At 43.2% G+C, this 17,863-nt stretch carries 15 protein-coding genes and 1 CRISPR repeat array; of the genes, 11 read left to right on the forward strand and 4 right to left on the reverse strand.

Going from position 1 to position 17,863, the window contains the following annotated elements; translation table 11 throughout:
* Positions 1 to 174: 174 nt before the first annotated feature.
* On the reverse strand, positions 175 to 903 hold the full coding sequence (locus H9625_RS15510; RefSeq protein ID WP_191765236.1) for a class I SAM-dependent methyltransferase: 729 nt from the start codon (positions 901 to 903) through the stop codon (positions 175 to 177).
* A 285-nt stretch (positions 904 to 1,188) separates the two neighbouring features.
* On the opposite strand from H9625_RS15510, the gene argR reads away from it, so the two are divergent.
* The 10 genes from argR (at position 1,189) to cas2 (ending at position 12,343) form a co-directional block, all read left to right on the forward strand.
* A complete protein-coding gene (argR, locus tag H9625_RS15515) occupies positions 1,189 to 1,668 on the forward strand; it encodes an arginine repressor (RefSeq protein WP_022039047.1) in 480 nt (159 codons plus the stop codon).
* A gap of 17 nt (positions 1,669 to 1,685) precedes the next feature.
* Entirely contained in the window at positions 1,686 to 2,252 is a 567-nt protein-coding gene (locus tag H9625_RS15520) for a GNAT family N-acetyltransferase (protein ID WP_087250929.1), read from the forward strand.
* 48 nt (positions 2,253 to 2,300) lie between these two features.
* Entirely contained in the window at positions 2,301 to 3,506 is a 1,206-nt protein-coding gene (locus tag H9625_RS15525) for an argininosuccinate synthase (protein ID WP_013618751.1), read from the forward strand.
* Between the two features lie 16 nt (positions 3,507 to 3,522).
* Positions 3,523 to 3,717, forward strand: coding sequence for a PspC domain-containing protein (locus tag H9625_RS15530; protein ID WP_022039049.1), 195 nt, complete (start codon positions 3,523 to 3,525; stop codon positions 3,715 to 3,717).
* A 2-nt stretch (positions 3,718 to 3,719) separates the two neighbouring features.
* Complete coding sequence (gene argC, locus H9625_RS15535) at positions 3,720 to 4,688, forward strand: N-acetyl-gamma-glutamyl-phosphate reductase (protein WP_022039050.1); 969 nt, start codon at positions 3,720 to 3,722, stop codon at positions 4,686 to 4,688.
* Entirely contained in the window at positions 4,689 to 5,105 is a 417-nt protein-coding gene (locus H9625_RS15540) for a four helix bundle protein (RefSeq protein ID WP_087250927.1), read from the forward strand.
* 34 nt (positions 5,106 to 5,139) lie between these two features.
* Complete coding sequence (locus tag H9625_RS15545; protein ID WP_191765238.1) at positions 5,140 to 6,273, forward strand: aspartate aminotransferase family protein; 1,134 nt, start codon at positions 5,140 to 5,142, stop codon at positions 6,271 to 6,273.
* Positions 6,274 to 6,541: 268 nt separating this feature from the next.
* Entirely contained in the window at positions 6,542 to 11,080 is a 4,539-nt protein-coding gene (gene cas9 / locus H9625_RS15550) for a type II CRISPR RNA-guided endonuclease Cas9 (protein WP_191765240.1), read from the forward strand.
* Positions 11,077 to 12,009, forward strand: coding sequence for a type II CRISPR-associated endonuclease Cas1 (gene cas1, locus H9625_RS15555; protein WP_191765242.1), 933 nt, complete (start codon positions 11,077 to 11,079; stop codon positions 12,007 to 12,009). Before cas9 ends, cas1 begins: the two co-directional genes overlap by 4 nt.
* A gap of 1 nt (position 12,010) precedes the next feature.
* Positions 12,011 to 12,343, forward strand: coding sequence for a CRISPR-associated endonuclease Cas2 (gene cas2 / locus H9625_RS15560; protein ID WP_191765244.1), 333 nt, complete (start codon positions 12,011 to 12,013; stop codon positions 12,341 to 12,343).
* A gap of 108 nt (positions 12,344 to 12,451) precedes the next feature.
* A CRISPR array of direct repeats spans positions 12,452 to 13,803; the repeat unit is 47 nt; unit sequence GTTGTTTTCAATGGTTCAAAGATACTAATTTGAAAGCAAATCACAAC.
* Positions 13,804 to 14,112: 309 nt separating this feature from the next.
* On the opposite strand, the gene H9625_RS15565 is transcribed toward cas2, so the two are convergent.
* The 3 genes from H9625_RS15565 to lgt all read right to left on the reverse strand — a co-directional run bounded on the left by H9625_RS15565 (position 14,113) and on the right by lgt (position 17,304).
* The gene (locus H9625_RS15565) at positions 14,113 to 15,906 is read right to left on the reverse strand and encodes an AAA family ATPase (protein ID WP_191765246.1); all 1,794 of its coding nucleotides are present in this window, start codon (positions 15,904 to 15,906) and stop codon (positions 14,113 to 14,115) included.
* A gap of 99 nt (positions 15,907 to 16,005) precedes the next feature.
* The gene (locus tag H9625_RS15570; RefSeq protein WP_191765252.1) at positions 16,006 to 16,173 is read right to left on the reverse strand and encodes a hypothetical protein; all 168 of its coding nucleotides are present in this window, start codon (positions 16,171 to 16,173) and stop codon (positions 16,006 to 16,008) included.
* A gap of 300 nt (positions 16,174 to 16,473) precedes the next feature.
* On the reverse strand, positions 16,474 to 17,304 hold the full coding sequence (lgt, locus tag H9625_RS15575; protein ID WP_191765248.1) for a prolipoprotein diacylglyceryl transferase: 831 nt from the start codon (positions 17,302 to 17,304) through the stop codon (positions 16,474 to 16,476).
* A 158-nt stretch (positions 17,305 to 17,462) separates the two neighbouring features.
* On the opposite strand from lgt, the gene H9625_RS15580 reads away from it, so the two are divergent.
* Positions 17,463 to 17,863 (forward strand): AAA family ATPase (locus H9625_RS15580; protein ID WP_191765250.1); only part of this gene is annotated, 401 nt, incomplete at its 3' end.

Consider the following 17,863-nt stretch of genomic DNA (forward strand, 5'->3'; position numbering starts at 1 on the left):
TCGCCCAAAGCACACACGAAAACGGATACATCAAGCCAAGAAAAACTTTTTGGAGAAATTCAAAACAGCTTCTCAAATATTTTTGTGGATGGTTTTCTGAAATGAATATCCGCTTTTTGCCTCTACATGGGATGTTGCGGATATTCAAATTTTATAACCTGTGATGAAAAATCCTCAACGCAAGGACAGCCGCGCAAGGTAATCGTAATGCTCGCCCTCCATCACCTTTTCTACCCGAAAACCATACGGAGTGGCGTATGCCGATAGGGTATCAAAATCAATGTAAAGCCAGTCGAACGGTTCTCCCTTTACCTTGCCATACTGCATCTGGAAGTCTACTTCACCATAATAATCAGCAGCAAGGTCGACGAGATAACTCCCGTCTTCATCTTCATACAGATAGCGAAGGTCAGTCGAATCCATCAGTACACATCCTCCCGGAGCCAAAAGTTGCTTAACTCTTGTGAGAAAAGCCGGCATATTTTTCAGTTTACCAATGATACCCGAGCCATTCATCAGCATCAGAATGGTATCGAACCGCCCTGTAAATCCCATATCAAACACATTTGTCAGATAAGCGTCTATTCCCCGCTTTTTCATCACTTCCACCGCCCAAGGCGAGATATCAATAGCCAGGCTTTCTTTCCCCATCTCCCGCAAAACAAGCGAATGGCATCCACTCCCTGCTCCCACATCCAATATCCGCCCGTATGCCAGCTGCAAAGCCTTCTGCTCTAACAAAGGCATCTGTTCCAAAGTGCGGAACAAATCCTTTACCGGCAATTCATCTTCATCAAATTGTGAGGAAAACACCCTTAACTTTCCAGCTTTCCCAGTTGTAAAATATTCGTAAATGGCCCGTCCCATCGGGTCCTTGTCTTCAGTCAACCTATGTCTTTTCATGATATGATTTCTAATAGTCAGGCAAACTTACACATTTTCTCCGGAAATCGGAACAGATTGTTTGACAAAATGTAAAAAACGGCTACTGGTGAAGCTGAAAGCAAAAAACGTTGCGGAATTTATCAACAAAGGGAAAGGACTATTTCAAGCAATGCCGGATACCGACAACAGGAAAAAGGTGTAAAAGTGGATAAATACAAGTTTTTAGAAAAAATATTCGCTCAAAATGAATATTGTTTCCATATTATCTGTATATTTGCACCCGATTGAAGAATAAATATGCAGATGAAAAGCAAGAACAGCAGACTCGATTCCATCAAGATGATTATCTCAAGCAAAGAGATAGGCAGTCAGGGAGAACTTTTGGCAGAACTGGAAAAAGAAGGTTTCCAACTTACACAAGCCACACTCTCGCGCGACCTGAAACAACTGAAAGTGGCAAAAGCAGCAAGCATGAACGGCAATTACGTATATGTGTTGCCCAACAACACCATGTACAAACGCATGACCGACCCGCAAAGCGCATCGGAAATGCTTCGTCATACAGGGTTCCTGTCTATTGAATTTTCCGGAAACATTGCCGTCATCAAGACACGCCCCGGATATGCCAGCAGCCTTGCCTACGACATCGACAACAACCATTTTCATGAAATCATCGGAACCATAGCAGGCGATGATACCATCATGCTGGTCATGCGGGAAGGATGCACCCGTACGGAATTGAAACAGGCACTTGCTCATGTGATAGCGAATATCAACTTATAAAGAATAATCATACAGAAATGGACGCAAAACAAATAGACGTTATGGTGGCAGATGCTTCGCACGAAGCATACGTAGACACAATTCTGGATACCATCCGGGAAGCTGCCAAAGTGCGGGGCACAGGCATTGCCGAACGTACGCACGAATATGTCGCAACCAAAATGAAAGAAGGCAAAGCCATCATTGCCCTTTGCGGGGATGAATTTGCAGGCTTTACTTACATCGAATCATGGGGAAACAAGGAGTATGTAGCCACTTCGGGCTTGATTGTCCACCCTAAATACCGTGGATGCGGACTTGCCAAACGAATCAAACACGCTTCGTTTACGTTGGCACGCCTGCGCTGGCCCAAAGCCAAGATATTCAGCCTGACCTCAGGGGCAGCTGTCATGAAAATGAACACCGAACTGGGATATGTACCGGTAACATTCAACGAACTGACCGATGACGAAGCGTTCTGGAAAGGATGCGAAGGATGCATCAACCACGAGATACTGATGGCAAAAAACCGCAAGTTCTGCATCTGTACTGCCATGCTCTATGACCCGGCACTGCATACAGACGATGAGCATACAAACTTCTGACAAATGAAGAATTAAGAATGAAGAATTACACATAATAAATATAGCCTTATGGAAGAAAAGAAAAAAGTTGTCGTTGCTTTCAGCGGCGGGCTGGATACTTCGTTCACCGTGATGTATCTGGCAAAAGAAAAAGGATATGAAGTATATGCCGCTTGTGCCAATACGGGCGGATTCAGTGCCGAACAATTGAAAAAGAATGAAGAGAATGCCTATAAATTAGGCGCGGTGAAATATGTCACCCTCGACGTAACACAAGAATACTACGCCAAGAGCCTGAAATACATGATATTCGGGAACGTGTTGCGTAACGGCACCTATCCTATTTCCGTAAGTTCGGAACGCATCTTCCAGGCACTTGCCATTGCCCGCTATGCCAACGAAATCGGTGCACATGCCATTGCGCACGGCTCTACCGGTGCGGGAAACGACCAAGTACGTTTCGACATGACGTTCCTGGTCATGGCTCCGGGAGTGGAAATCATCACCCTGACCCGCGATATGGCATTAAGCCGTGACTATGAAATCAATTACTTGAAAGAGCACGGTTTCGAAGCCGACTTCACCAAGCTGAAATACTCCTATAACGTAGGCATCTGGGGCACTTCCATCTGCGGAGGGGAAATCTTGGATTCGGCACAAGGACTGCCCGAAAGTGCATACCTGAAACAAGTCACCAAGGAAGGAAGCGAACTGCTGAAACTGGAATTCAAGAAAGGCGAGCTGTACGCTGTCAATGGGGAAGTGTTCGATGATAAAATCAAAGCCATCCAGCGTGTAGAAGAAATCGGAGCACCTTACGGTATCGGACGGGATATGCACGTAGGCGATACCATCATCGGCATCAAAGGACGCGTAGGATTCGAAGCCGCAGCTCCGATGCTGATAATCGGTGCACACCGCTTCCTGGAAAAATACACGTTGAGCAAATGGCAGCAATACTGGAAAGACCAGGTGGCAAACTGGTACGGCATGTTCTTGCACGAAAGCCAATACCTGGAACCGGTGATGCGCGACATCGAAGCCATGCTGACCGAATCACAACGCAACGTAAACGGTACGGCTATCCTTGAACTCCGCCCCTATTGCTTCTCTACCGTAGGCGTAGAATCAGAAGACGACTTGGTAAAGAACAAGCTGGGCGAATACGGGGAAATGCAGAAAGGCTGGACGGCAGAAGATGCCAAAGGCTTTATCAAAGTACTCTCCACTCCGCTGAGAGCCTATTACGCAAACCATAAAGACGAAATGATGTAACACTAAACCAACAACTATGGAAGGAAAGAAACTCAGACGTCCACGCAATAGCAGAATGATAGCCGGTGTATGCTCAGGCATAGCCCGTTTTTTCGATCTGGATCCGACACTGGTACGGCTTATCTATGCATTGCTGACCGTCTTTACCGCTTTTGCAGGTGTCATCATCTATTTATTAATGTGGATTATCGTTCCCGAAGACAATAACTGAGTATGATAAAAGCTGGAATTATAGGAGGAGCAGGATATACAGCAGGCGAACTGATTCGCCTGCTTATCAATCACCCTGATGTGGAGATTCATTTCATCAACAGTTCGAGCAATGCCGGAAATAAGATTACCGATGTACACGAAGGACTGTATGGCGAAACCGATTTGACCTTTACCGATGCACTGCCACTGGATGAAGTGGATGTGGTGTTTTTCTGTACGGCACATGGTGACACGCGCAAGTTTATGGAAAGCCACAACCTGCCCGAAGACTTGAAGATAATCGACCTGTCGATGGATTACCGCATTGCCGCTGAAGACCATGACTTCGTATACGGCCTTCCCGAACTGAACCGCCGCACCATCTGTCATAGCAAGCACATTGCCAATCCGGGATGTTTCGCCACCTGCATTCAGTTGGGGCTGTTGCCCTTGGCAAAACATTTGATGCTGAAAGGTGATATCATTGTAAACGCCATAACCGGAAGTACGGGAGCCGGAGTAAAACCGGGAGCGACTACGCATTTCAGTTGGCGGAACAACAACCTGAGCATTTACAAGCCGTTCACGCACCAGCACCTTCCGGAAATACGCCAGTCGCTGAAACAATTGCAGAACAGCTTCGATGCAGATATTACGTTCATCCCTTACCGCGGCGACTTCGCCCGAGGCATTTTCGCCACTACAATCATAAAGACGAAGGTAGAATTGCCCGAAATCGTGAAGATGTATGAAGACTATTATGCCGAAGACTCGTTCGTGCATATCGTAGAGAAGAGCATCGACCTGAAGCAAGTGGTCAACACCAACAAGTGTCTGATTCACTTAGAAAAACACGAAGACAAACTTCTCATCGTGTCTTGCATTGACAACTTGCTGAAAGGCGCCAGCGGCCAGGCGGTACACAACATGAACCTGATGTTCAATCTGGAAGAAACGACAGGACTCAAGCTGAAGCCAAGTGCTTTTTAAATGAAGAATGAAGAACGAAGAATGAAGAATTTTCGTAAACGGCATAATTCGACATTGCATATCAAGAGCTATTTATTTGCTTTACGCATTGTACGTATGGTACAATATCTGCGCAATGAAAAACAAGAATTTATCCTTAGCAAACAAGTTCTTCGTTCGGGAACAGCTATTGGTGCTTTGGTACGTGAATCAGAATTCGCCCAAAGTCCAGCTGACTTTATTAATAAATTAAGCGTCGGACTGAAAGAGGCAAACGAAACCGACTATTGGCTCAATCTGCTATATGACAGTGACTATATGGATGAACAATCGTTTACCAGTATAGAAGAAGACTGCAATGAATTAATAGCCCTATTCGTTTCATCAATAAAAACAGTAAAAAATAACCAGAAGAAGAATGAAGGAAGCACCCACTGAATTCTTCATTCTTCATTCTTAATTCTTAATTTAAATGAGACTTTTCGATGTATATCCTCTCTTTGACATTAACATTGTCAAGGGAAAAGCCTGCCACGTGTGGGATGACAAAGGACAAGAATACCTTGACCTGTACGGAGGGCACGCCGTTATCTCCATCGGGCATTCACACCCGCATTATGTGGAAATGATAAGCAAACAAGTTGCTATGCTGGGATTCTACTCCAACTCGGTCATTAACAAGCTGCAACAGGAAGTTGCCGACCGGTTGGGAGCGATGTGCGGCTATGACGATTACCAGCTGTTCTTAATCAATTCAGGAGCCGAAGCCAATGAAAATGCCCTGAAACTGGCGTCTTTCTATAACGGACGCACACGTATTGTTTCTTTCGGCAAAGCTTTCCACGGACGTACCTCGCTGGCGGTAGAAGTGACCGACAATCCGAAAATCATCGCTCCTGTCAACGCCAACCAACATGTTACCTACCTGCCGCTAAATGATACAGAAGCCATGAAAGCCGAACTGGCAAAAGGCGATGTCTGCGCCGTTATCATTGAAGGTATTCAAGGGATAGGCGGCATCCGGATACCCGATACAGACTTTATGAAAGCTTTGCGCCAAGCTTGCGACGCAAACAACACCGTACTGATTCTGGACGAAATCCAGTCGGGTTACGGACGAAGCGGCAAGTTCTTCGCTCACCAATACAGCGGCATCCGCCCCGATATCATTACTGTAGCCAAAGGAATCGGCAACGGTTTCCCCATGGGAGGCGTACTCATCAGTCCGAAATTCAAACCCGTTTACGGACAATTGGGCACGACTTTCGGCGGTAATCACCTGGCTTGTGCCGCAGCAATTGCCGTACTGGATGTCATAAAAGAAGAGAAGCTGATAGAAAATGCGGCAAAAGTCGGCACACATTTATTAGAAGAACTGAAGTGTTTCAAGGGCATCAAGGAAGTGCGCGGATGTGGTCTGATGATAGGGCTGGAATTTGAAGAGCCTGTTAAAGAGCTGCGTACGAAACTGCTCTTCGAGCAAAAAGTCTTTACAGGTGTAAGCGGAACCAATGTCATCCGTCTGCTTCCCCCTCTCTGCCTCAGCATTTTGCAAGCGGATGAGTTCCTCACCCGCTTGCAAAATGCGATGAGAACAATAGGGTAATAAATTTGCATAGTAGCACTACCTGTCTAAGGGAATGAAGTGAAGTATCTTCAATGTCTACGAGATGCTTCACTTCGTTCAACATAACAATAGAAAAAAATGAAATAAAAAATCCCCCGTTAGAGGACGAGGGAACCTAATGTTTTCACAACGGAATAATCCTTATTGTGATTTGCTTCAAATTAGTGAGAACAAAGTTAAGGAAAAAGTTTGAAAAGACAAATTTTGTCGCAAAAAATTCATAGCTTTGGGAAAAATATATAAAGCTATGAAACCAAAACACATCTTAGGATTAGATTTAGGAACCAACAGCATAGGTTGGGCAGTGATTAACGCATCCAAAAATGAAGAAGATAAAGAACAATTGGATGGTATAAATTGTGATGGAGTACGAATCATTCCAATGGATGCGTCGGTTTTAGGCGATTTTGATAAAGGCAATTCAAAATCGCAAACAGCAGACCGGACAAAAAGCCGTAGCGTCCGCCGGTTATACGAACGAAACAAACTGCGCCGTGAGCGGTTGCACCGGATATTGGATTTATTAGGATTTTTACCGTCTCATTATTCTCAACAATTGGATCGTTATGGTAAGTTTATTACTGGAACTGAACCCAAATTGCCTTGGTATAAAAATGAACAAGGGCATTGGTCTTTCATCTTTCAAGATTCTTTTGATGAGATGTTGGCTGATTTTTATCAAAAGCACCCCGATTTCATATCAAAAGGGCAAAAGGTTCCTTATGACTGGACGATTTATTATTTGCGTAAAAAAGCCTTAACACAAAAAGTCAATAAAGAAGAACTGGCTTGGATATTGCTCAATTTCAATCAGAAACGTGGATATTATCAACTGAGGGAAGAAGAACAGCAAGAACGTCTTTCTAAGACACGTCTATACTTTGATAGCCAAATCGTAACCGATATCATTGATACCAATCAGACATATAAAGGAATGAAAGTGTTTTCTGTTATATTAGAAGACGGGACAAGAGGAAAGATTTTCAAGAAAGAAATACCTGATTGGATTGGTCAAAAGAAAGACATTATTGTGACAATCGATCTTGATAAAGACGGAAAAGACAAATATGATGAAACGGGTGAACTTAGTTGTCGTTTTAAGATTCCCTCTGAACAAGAATGGGAAGAACAATGGGAATTGATAAAAACAAAAACACAAAAGGATTTAGATGATTCAGGGAAAACCGTGGGTGCCTATATTTATGATACCTTGTTGCAAATGCCTAAACAAAAAATTCGGGGGAAATTGGTGCGTACAATTGAGCGTAAATATTATAAGGAGGAATTGCGCCGGATTTTAGAAAAACAAAAAGAGTTTCATCCCGAATTTCAAGACCAGACTTTATACGAAGCTTGTCTGGAAGAATTATATCCGCAAAATGATGCACACCGCAATCTGATAAGCAACCGAGATTTGGTTTATTTATTAGTTGAGGATATTTTGTTTTATCAACGTCCACTGAAAAGCAAGAAATCGTTGATATCCGACTGCCCATTCGAAGAATATACCCATGTAGATAAGGAAACAGGAGAGGTCTGTTATTACCATCCGAAGTGTATCGCTAAATCGCATCCTTTGTTCCAAGAATTCCGGTTGTGGCAATTCCTTTCTAACTTGCGGATATATCAAAAAGAGAAAATGGTAAATGGAAAATTGTGTCTTGACGTGGATGTCACCTCCGATTTCTTGAAGAACGAGGAAGATTATACGGATTTGTTCGATTGGCTGAACCGACAGAAAAGCATCAAGCAGGATTCTTTTTTTAAATGCCCTCTGTTCGGATTGAAAAAGAAGGACATAACAAACTATCGATGGAATTATGTAGAAGACAAGACTTATCCCGGTAATGAAACCCGTGCACTCATCCTCGGACGTTTGGAAAAAGCAGGGATAACGGCAGATTTCTTAACTCTGGAGATGGAAAAAGCCTTATGGCATATATTGTATTCTATTTCTGATAAAAGGGAATTGGAAAAGGCTTTGAATTCATTTGCCCGACAGCATAGCCTTGGTGAAAAGTTTGTGAAGGAGTTTTTGGGAATACCTCCTTTTGAAAAAGAATACGGCTCCTATTCGGCTAAAGCTATCAAGAAGTTATTGCCTTTGATGCGGACGGGGAAATATTGGAATGAAACTTGTATAGACGAACAGACTTGTAACCGGATTGATAAAATCATTTCGGGAGAATACGACGAAGGGATTCAAGCACGCGTAAGAGAAAAAGCAATCCATTTAAATGATATGTCCTCATTTAAAGGGCTTCCGCTTTGGCTGGCTTGCTATGTAGTTTATAACCGTCATTCCGAAGCAAAGGACATTCAAAAATGGGAAAAGCCTTCTGATATTGATGCTTATCTGAAAAGCTTCAAACAACATTCGTTACACAATCCTATCGTTGAACAAATTATTTTGGAGACACTGCGTACGGTTCGTGATATATGGAAACAGGTAGGGCATATCGATGAGATTCACGTGGAATTAGGACGGGAAATGAAAAATCCAAGTGAGAAGCGTAAAAAGATGGCACAACAAATTCAGGAAAACGAGAATACAAACCTCCGTATCAAAGCTTTGCTTACCGAATTTATGAATCCTGAATTTGAAATAGAAAATGTGCATCCTTATTCACCCAGCCAACAAGATTTGTTACGGATTTATGAAGAAGGAGTATGGAACAGTGTGGATGAAGTCCCCGATGAAATAGCCACAATTATAAAGAAATTTAATGAAAGCGACATTAAGAAACGCCCTACTACGTCTGAAGTCTTACGTTATAAACTTTGGCTGGAACAAAAATACCGTTCACCTTATACAGGCGAAATGATTCCTTTGAGCAAATTATTTACGCCTGCCTACGAGATTGAACATATCATTCCGCAGGCAAGGTATTTCGATGATTCATTCAGTAACAAGGTTATTTGTGAATCAGAAGTCAACAAGTTAAAAAGCAATATGTTAGGATATGAGTTTATCAACAAACATCACGGCGAAAAAGTACAGTTGACAGGAGGCAAGTCTGTGGAAATCTTCTCTGTAGGCTCCTACGAACAATTCATAAAAGACAATTACTCTCGCAATGCTGCCAAAATGAAGAGATTGCTCATGGATGACATTCCTGAACAATTCATCGCCCGTCAACTGAATGATAGCCGCTACATCAGCAAGTTGGTCAAATCCTTATTGTCCAATATCGTACGTGAAGCAGGTGAACAAGAAGAAATGTCGAAGAATGTAATTGTCTGCACGGGCAGCATTACCGACCGTCTGAAAAAAGATTGGGGGATAAATGATGTTTGGAACAGGATTATACTTCCACGTTTCTTACGATTGAACGAACTGACAGAAAGCAATCGTTTTACGTCGGTTACCGCAAGCGGGAATGTGATTCCTGCAATGCCTCTTGAATTGCAAAAGGGATTTAATAAAAAACGTATCGACCATCGCCATCATGCAATGGATGCCATTGTCATAGCTTGTGCCAACCGTAATATTGTAAATTATCTCAATAACGAATCGGCAAGTAAAAATGCCCAAACTTCCCGTTACGACTTACAACACTTATTGTGTGATAAACAAAAAACAGACGATAAGGGAAATTACCGCTGGTTTATCAAAAAACCGTGGGACACTTTTACCCAAGATGTTTATACCGCGTTGCAAGAGATTATTGTCAGCTTCAAGCAAAATCTGCGTATCATCAATAAAACCACCAATCATTATCAACATTATGAAGCCGGTAAGAAAACAATAATTTCCCAAAAGAAAGGAGACAACTGGGCTATCCGTAAACCGATGCATAAAGATACCGTATTTGGAGAAGTGAACCTGCGAAGTATAAAGACTGTGCCGCTAAAAGAAGCGTTGATAAATCCGAAAGCAGTCGTAGAAAAAGACTTAAAGAAAAAGCTGAAAGAACTGTTGATGCAACATCTGAACGAAAAACAGATAAAAAAATACTTTGAAGACAACAAAGATACTTGGCAGGATGTCGATTTGAAAAAGATTAAGGTATATTGTTTCTCTAAGGAAACGAAAGACCGTTTCTTTGCTGTACGTAAACCAATCGATTCGAGCTTTGATAAAAAGAAAATAATGGGAAACGTGACTGATACAGGCATACAAAAGATTTTGCTACGCCATTTGGAAGCAAATGAAAACAACCCAGAATGGGCATTCTCACCCGAAGGTATCGAAACGATGAACAAAAACATCATCGAATTGAATGACGGGAAATGGCATCAACCGATTTACAAAGTACGGGTATACGAAAAAGCAGATAAATTCGCTGTAGGACAAAACGGTAACAAATCTACAAAATATGTAGAAGCCGCGAAAGGGACCAATCTGTTCTTTGCAATCTATGAAACAGAGCAGGAAGACCAAAGCACAGGCGAAGTAATCAAGAAACGCAGCTATGCTACGATTCCATTAAATATAGTTATCGACCGTCAGAAACATGGATTACCTCCTGCTCCAGAAGACGAAAACGGCAATCCGCCTAAATTTGTGCTTTCGCCGAATGACTTGGTGTATGTACCGACAGAAGAAGAAATACAAAATGGAAATATTACATATCCATTAAACAAAACCCGTATTTATAAAATGGTTAGTTGTACAGGGAATAGATTATATGGCATACCATATCATATCGCAAATGCAGTTGTTGATAGAGGTGAATTTACTCAATTAAATAAGGTTGAGTTTACGGATGAAAAACAATCTATAAAAGAAATCTGCATCCCCATCCAAGTAGACCGACTAGGCAATATAATCCAAAAACTATGATAAAGAAAACACTTTACTTCGGCAATCCCGCATACTTATCTTTGCGCAATGCCCAGTTAGTCATCAAACTTCCGGAAGTGGAAAACAACAATACACTTCCGGAAGCAATAAAACGTCAGTCAGAGGTAACCAAACCGATAGAAGATTTAGGAGTCGTGGTATTAGACAACAAGCAAATCACAATCACTTCGGGGGCGATGGAAGCATTGCTGGAAAACAACTGTGCGCTTATCACCTGCGACAGCAAGAGTATGCCAGTCGGATTAATGCTTCCGCTTTATGGAAACACTACGCAAAACGAACGTTTCCGAGAACAACTTGCCGCTTCCTTGCCACTAAAAAAACAATTATGGCAACAAACCATTCAGATGAAAATCAATAATCAGGCCGCCGTATTATCCATTTGCACGAAAGAGGAATCGAAATGCATGCATATTTGGGCAAACGATGTCCGTAGCGGTGACCCGGATAATATGGAAGCACGTGCGGCTGCTTATTATTGGAAAACACTCTTTGCCGATTTAAACGGATTCACTCGCGACCGCGAAGGCATACCGCCAAACAATTTGCTGAATTACGGTTATGCCATCCTTCGTGCCATAGTGGCACGTGGATTGGTTACCAGTGGCCTGCTGCCAACATTAGGCATTCATCATCACAACCGGTACAATGCTTATTGTTTAGCAGATGACATCATGGAGCCTTACCGTCCATTTGTTGATAAATTGGTCTTTGATTTATACTGTCAATACGGTGAAGATGTATCGCTTACGAAAGATATAAAAGCTGCCTTACTTTCCATTCCTACACTCGAAGTGCGGATAAACAAGAAACGGACTCCCTTGATGATTGCCGTAGGACAGACTACAGCTTCTTTGTACAAATGTTTTTCAGGCGAACTCCGTCGAATCATTTATCCAGAGTTTTAAAATGGACCGTTTTAGTGAATATCGGGTTATGTGGATATTGGTTCTTTTCGATTTGCCTACCGAGACGAAGAAAGACAAAAAGGCTTACGCCGATTTCCGTAAGAACCTGCAACGTGATGGATTTACGATGTTTCAATTCTCCATATATGTCCGTCATTGTGCCAGCAGCGAGAATGCAGCTGTACATATAAAAAGAGTTAAATCTTTTCTTCCGGAGTTCGGACAGGTGGGAATCATGTGCATAACAGACAAACAATTCGGTCAAATAGAGCTTTTTTATGGGAAAAAGCCTCAAGGTGTAAAGACACCAGGTCAGCAATTGGAACTTTTTTAAAATAAAGAATCCCGCCAAACACGACGGGATTCTTTATTGAAAACCTAATTTTTTCTTTTTCTAAACGTTCATATAAATCATTGAAAATCAATGCAGAATAGAGATCCAGTTGTTTTCAATGGTTCAAAGATACTAATTTGAAAGCAAATCACAACGCGCAGCGCAAACGTAAAAAACGGTTAGGAGTTGTTTTCAATGGTTCAAAGATACTAATTTGAAAGCAAATCACAACAAGTCTGATGAACTCATTACACATAACTGAGTTGTTTTCAATGGTTCAAAGATACTAATTTGAAAGCAAATCACAACTGTATTGATAAACAAAATGGGAGTAGCCATGTTGTTTTCAATGGTTCAAAGATACTAATTTGAAAGCAAATCACAACGATGCGCTTTAGCAGATTAAAGGAACGGAGGTTGTTTTCAATGGTTCAAAGATACTAATTTGAAAGCAAATCACAACCTTCTCCGTTAGCCCATGCTTCGGCATAGGGTTGTTTTCAATGGTTCAAAGATACTAATTTGAAAGCAAATCACAACGTTGGGCATATCGCCAAAAACGATGCTCCCGTTGTTTTCAATGGTTCAAAGATACTAATTTGAAAGCAAATCACAACTATGGATTTGGTTAACCTTACGATGTTCTAGTTGTTTTCAATGGTTCAAAGATACTAATTTGAAAGCAAATCACAACGGGGGATCAATCGATCCAGAGCAAGTTAATGTTGTTTTCAATGGTTCAAAGATACTAATTTGAAAGCAAATCACAACGGGCTGGTCGCTATTCTGTTGAAATGATAGTTGTTTTCAATGGTTCAAAGATACTAATTTGAAAGCAAATCACAACCAAATCAGAGCAGAGGTCTTTAAGGCTTTGTTGTTTTCAATGGTTCAAAGATACTAATTTGAAAGCAAATCACAACAAAACATGCTACCCGAAGAACGAAAAAACGTTGTTTTCAATGGTTCAAAGATACTAATTTGAAAGCAAATCACAACCAAGTGACGAGTGTTTGGATTCCAACGGTGGTTGTTTTCAATGGTTCAAAGATACTAATTTGAAAGCAAATCACAACAATGAGTGTGCAAAGGTAGTAAAAAACTATGTTGTTTTCAATGGTTCAAAGATACTAATTTGAAAGCAAATCACAACCGTTGCAGCGTCGATACTGTTCACCGTGGGGTTGTTTTCAATGGTTCAAAGATACTAATTTGAAAGCAAATCACAACTATCTTTGAATAACATCATACTTTATTTTGTTGTTTTCAATGGTTCAAAGATACTAATTTGAAAGCAAATCACAACGTAATGAAACGGTGGGTGTCTGTTCTCTTGGTTGTTTTCAATGGTTCAAAGATACTAATTTGAAAGCAAATCACAACAAGCCGGGGTAATAGTGTTCTGCCGCTTCTGTTGTTTTCAATGGTTCAAAGATACTAATTTGAAAGCAAATCACAACCTTATTCATCAAATTTCCTGTTCTTGAAAGTTGTTTTCAACGGTTCAAAGATACCAATTTAAGAGCAAAATCACAACAGGGAGGTGCGCGAGTGCGCGCCGAAACTATTGTTTCCAAGGATTCAAAGCTACACTGATAGTATTTGCCATACCAGTCCTCGCATAATCCTAATATGCCAGGACTGCAGTCCTACTACCAATAGGACTGCAGTTTCTACTCCTCAACACAGCAGTCCTAATTAAGGAGGACTGAAAACAGAGTTATATGGAACGTTTCAAACAGCCATATGCATCGGGGTAAGTACCCCAGTCAAGCAGTGAAGCCGATGCGCCTCGCCAATGCAACCTTCGGGGCGTTTTCATAAAGGAAGGCAGGTTCGGCTCCGGCGACATCCGTTTCCTCTATCTGGCGGAACAATTCGGAGGATTCGGTGGAAAGCGGCAACGCCATCACCCGTTTCGCCATGCACTTCAAAATGCCGTGCTCTACCAGATTGTGTACCCAACGGCCGTTGCCGAAGTGCTCATCCTTATGCAAGACGGCTTTTTCTATCAGCTTCGCCAAGCGGACGTCTGCCGCCTCGCTCAGTTCGAAGTTACGCTCCGCCAACAAGTGCCGCGCCATTTCCGTCAATTCGTCCGATGTGAAGTCATCAAAGTGAAGGCGGAGCGGGAAGCGGCTGTCCAGCCCCGGATTCAGGCGGAACAACGCCTGCATCTGCATTTCATAACCCGCCAGGATGACTATCAGGTCGGGATTCGGTTCGGAAAGAACGGTCATCAAAGCATGAATCACTTCCTTGCCGAAGTCGCGCGAATCGTCTTCGTGAACAAGTGTGTAAGCCTCGTCAATGAAAAGCACCCCGCCACGGGCCTCAGCTATCGCGGCACAGGTTTTTTGCTCGGTCTGACCGATGAACTCGCCTATCAGTTTCGCGCGGTTCGTCTCTACGGTATGCCCACGTGAGAGCAACCCCATTTCATGGTAGATTTCCCCTATCAGGCGGGCAACGGTGGTTTTCCCCGTACCCGGACTGCCCAAGAACAAAAAATGATTACGGTTCTCTGCCGAAACTTCCAGCCCTAATTCCTTGCGGCGCCGGGTGAACAAAGCCATCGCGCAAGCCTCGAGCAGTTCGTCTTTCACCCGCGAAAGACCTACCATTTCTTCCAACCGCTGCAAGGCAGGTTTCCTTTCCTCGTCCTGTACTTCTGCCGCTTCCGGCATTTCCGTTTCGTCCGGAGAGAAGCCTTCAGGCTCCGTCTTCCTTTCGGTAAGAAGCGTTTCGGGCAGACGAAAACACGTGTCTTCATTCTCGAAGAGCGAGAAATAAGGGTAGTAATCAGCATTCAGCCATTCCATGGTCAGAGTGGCTCCGTGAAAAACAAATACCGTATCCGGAGCGATATGGGCGCCTACCAGATAACACACCCGCTCCAACAAGTGAAGGGAAAGCATATCATCATCCGCCCCGCTCACCTCGGTCAGCACGCATTCTTTCCCCCATTCCTCCTTAACGCAAGGAACCAATACCAACGAAGCGAACCGCTCCGCCCAATCGGCATCGCCCGTCACTTGAAGCGGAGGTACCGAAGCCCATGTCTTCGTTTCTATATTTTGCGTAAAGAGCCGGATTTGCTCCATGAAACGGACGATGAAATCCTCGTCAAGATGAAAGCCTTCCAAAACAGGCCACCACGACCGGAAAGCCAACCGCCCGGCAAAGAGCATTTCGGGCGAAGAAGGCTCCAGGCTTTCCAAACGGGCACTCGAATCAATGCCTTCGCCCGTGTAAAGAAACAAATCCGCTTTCCAGCTTGGAACGCCGTTGACATAAACAAAAGCCCGATACGTCCCGCCCGTCCAGGCATCGGATGAAGAGACTTCGAAATGCCACGTACGTATCGCCTTGCTTGAGGACGCCTGCCGGGCAGCGACACCCATGAGCCGGTAAGCGGAAGTATAAAGACGGACAGACAATTCACGCACGTCGCTCCGTCCTTTTGCAAGGATAATATCAACATTCAAACAATTTACAGCATATTCGGGAGCAGAAACCGCACTCCCCTCGGCGCGCCTCGCGCGAATCTGATGATTTTTCATATACAACAAAACAATGAAAGATTAAACATAAGAAAACAAAATTTGAATATCCGCAAACATCCCATGTAGGGGCGTATCGCATACGCCCGAATGCATCAACTAACCCATGCGGATATCTTCAGGGCGTATGCGATACGCCCCTACAAGGCAATTGGGTGGAATGCGGATATTAAAAAGCCCTTCTTCCCCATCCGGAAGAAAGGCAAATACACACGAAGCCAAAGAACACAACAACCCCTGCCGCTCTCCAGCGGTTGCCGATTCCATCACGTATGAAAACGCCATGCCTTGCCAAGCAAAAACATTCGCCCGACAAAAGCACACATCGTCCTCGCCCTCCTACGAAGAAGTGCTACGTGATAAACCGATTGTGTTGTGTCTTTGCATTGTTTTGTTGTTTTATAAAAACTGTTTTTGAATTTATCGCACGCTAATTGGGGGGATGAATCCTAAGATTTTTCCAATTCTTTAACCAGAAAGATAGCGTGCTATCTTACTTTCATCATCCAACGCAAAGGTATGGAAAAAGTTTGGACTTACCAAGCCAGACACCTTTATTTTGTCTGTCTATTTCCAGTCTTCTTTCCGCTTCTTGCATGTAGCGATAAGAAAGATTCCCAATAAAATAAGTGGAATACTTAGCAACTGTCCGATATTGAGCGTCATGCCTACCTCTTCGGCTACCTGCGGATTCTTCATAAACTCCAGCCCGAAACGGGAGCCGAAAAATATCAACAGAGATACGCCCGTTATCAGCCCTACGTATTTTTGCAACTGATATTTATGATACATCACCCACGAAACGACCAATGCCACGAAACAATAGAGCATCTCGTAAATCTGTGTGGGATGACAAGCTTGAGCCAGTCCATTTTGGTTATACAATTCCTGCCACTCGCGCGAACGGACAAACTCGAATCCCCAAGGCAGAGTAGTAGGATAACCGAATATCTCCGAATTCATCAGGTTGCCAAAGCGGATGCACATACATACCACGGCTACGGCAGGTATCATCCGGTCGAAAAGCCACCAGACGCTTTTCTTGGTTACTTTCTTGGAATACCACACCAATGCCAGTATCAGGAGGAACACGCCTCCATGGCTGGCAAGCCCGCCTTTCCATATCTTCAGAATCTCTGCCGGATTGGCACTGTAATAGTCCCACTCGTAGAACAGGCAATGTCCCAGCCGGGCACCGACCACACTGCTTACAATGCAATATACAAAAAGCTTGTCTGCCCAATTGTCGGGATATCCTTCTTTCTTGAACAGGCGCGATACAATCTCGTACGCCAAAATAAACCCCAATCCCCACATCAGTCCATACCAGCGGAGTTCAATCTGTCCCAAATGTACCAAAACAGGATCTACATCCCATACTATGCTTGCTAACGTCATCGTCTTTTCCTTTTATGTAATTACGGTTGCAAAGGAACAAAAAAGCATCTGTTCTTCGGGCAGAAGTTCTGTTAAATTTTGAAACTATCCCTATCTTTTTGCCGGACTGGCAAATTATCGTTATATTTGTACTTGCATATATTTAATAATGTAGTACGATGAAATTCCCGATAGGCATACAGAGCTTTGAGAAAATGATAACAGAAGGATACTGTTATGTAGACAAAACGGATTTACTCTACCAACTGGTAAAGGAAGGTGCGATTTATTTCCTCAGCCGTCCCCGCAGGTTCGGGAAAAGCCTGCTTGTATCTACTTTGAAAAATTATTTCTTAGGTAAGAAAGAGCTGTTCAAAGGACTTGCCATCGAGAAACTGGAAACGGAATGGAAGGAATATCCCGTATTCCACATCGACTTCAACGGAAGCAACTTCACCGTTCCAGGAACATTGGAAGATATATTGGAAGGCACCATAAAAGGCTGGGAACGGGAATACGGAAAGAGCCAGGACTATACGGATATTGGGAAACGCTTTGCATACGTCCTCAAACAGGCTCA

The organism is Phocaeicola intestinalis (assembly GCF_014837065.1).
Taxonomy (GTDB): Bacteria; Bacteroidota; Bacteroidia; order Bacteroidales; family Bacteroidaceae; genus Phocaeicola; species Phocaeicola intestinalis.

Bases quoted from the DNA above. Each gene is read 5' to 3' on its own strand.
- H9625_RS15510 (WP_191765236.1), bottom strand. From the start codon at position 903: ATGAAAAGACATAGGTTGACTGAAGACAAGGACCCGATGGGACGGGCC.
- argR (WP_022039047.1), top strand. From the start codon at position 1,189: ATGAAAAGCAAGAACAGCAGACTCGATTCCATCAAGATGATTATCTCA.
- H9625_RS15520 (WP_087250929.1), top strand. From the start codon at position 1,686: ATGGACGCAAAACAAATAGACGTTATGGTGGCAGATGCTTCGCACGAA.
- H9625_RS15525 (WP_013618751.1), top strand. From the start codon at position 2,301: ATGGAAGAAAAGAAAAAAGTTGTCGTTGCTTTCAGCGGCGGGCTGGAT.
- H9625_RS15530 (WP_022039049.1), top strand. From the start codon at position 3,523: ATGGAAGGAAAGAAACTCAGACGTCCACGCAATAGCAGAATGATAGCC.
- argC (WP_022039050.1), top strand. From the start codon at position 3,720: ATGATAAAAGCTGGAATTATAGGAGGAGCAGGATATACAGCAGGCGAA.
- H9625_RS15540 (WP_087250927.1), top strand. From the start codon at position 4,689: ATGAAGAATGAAGAACGAAGAATGAAGAATTTTCGTAAACGGCATAAT.
- H9625_RS15545 (WP_191765238.1), top strand. From the start codon at position 5,140: ATGAGACTTTTCGATGTATATCCTCTCTTTGACATTAACATTGTCAAG.
- cas9 (WP_191765240.1), top strand. From the start codon at position 6,542: ATGAAACCAAAACACATCTTAGGATTAGATTTAGGAACCAACAGCATA.
- cas1 (WP_191765242.1), top strand. From the start codon at position 11,077: ATGATAAAGAAAACACTTTACTTCGGCAATCCCGCATACTTATCTTTG.
- cas2 (WP_191765244.1), top strand. From the start codon at position 12,011: ATGGACCGTTTTAGTGAATATCGGGTTATGTGGATATTGGTTCTTTTC.
- H9625_RS15565 (WP_191765246.1), bottom strand. From the start codon at position 15,906: ATGAAAAATCATCAGATTCGCGCGAGGCGCGCCGAGGGGAGTGCGGTT.
- H9625_RS15570 (WP_191765252.1), bottom strand. From the start codon at position 16,173: ATGGAATCGGCAACCGCTGGAGAGCGGCAGGGGTTGTTGTGTTCTTTG.
- lgt (WP_191765248.1), bottom strand. From the start codon at position 17,304: ATGACGTTAGCAAGCATAGTATGGGATGTAGATCCTGTTTTGGTACAT.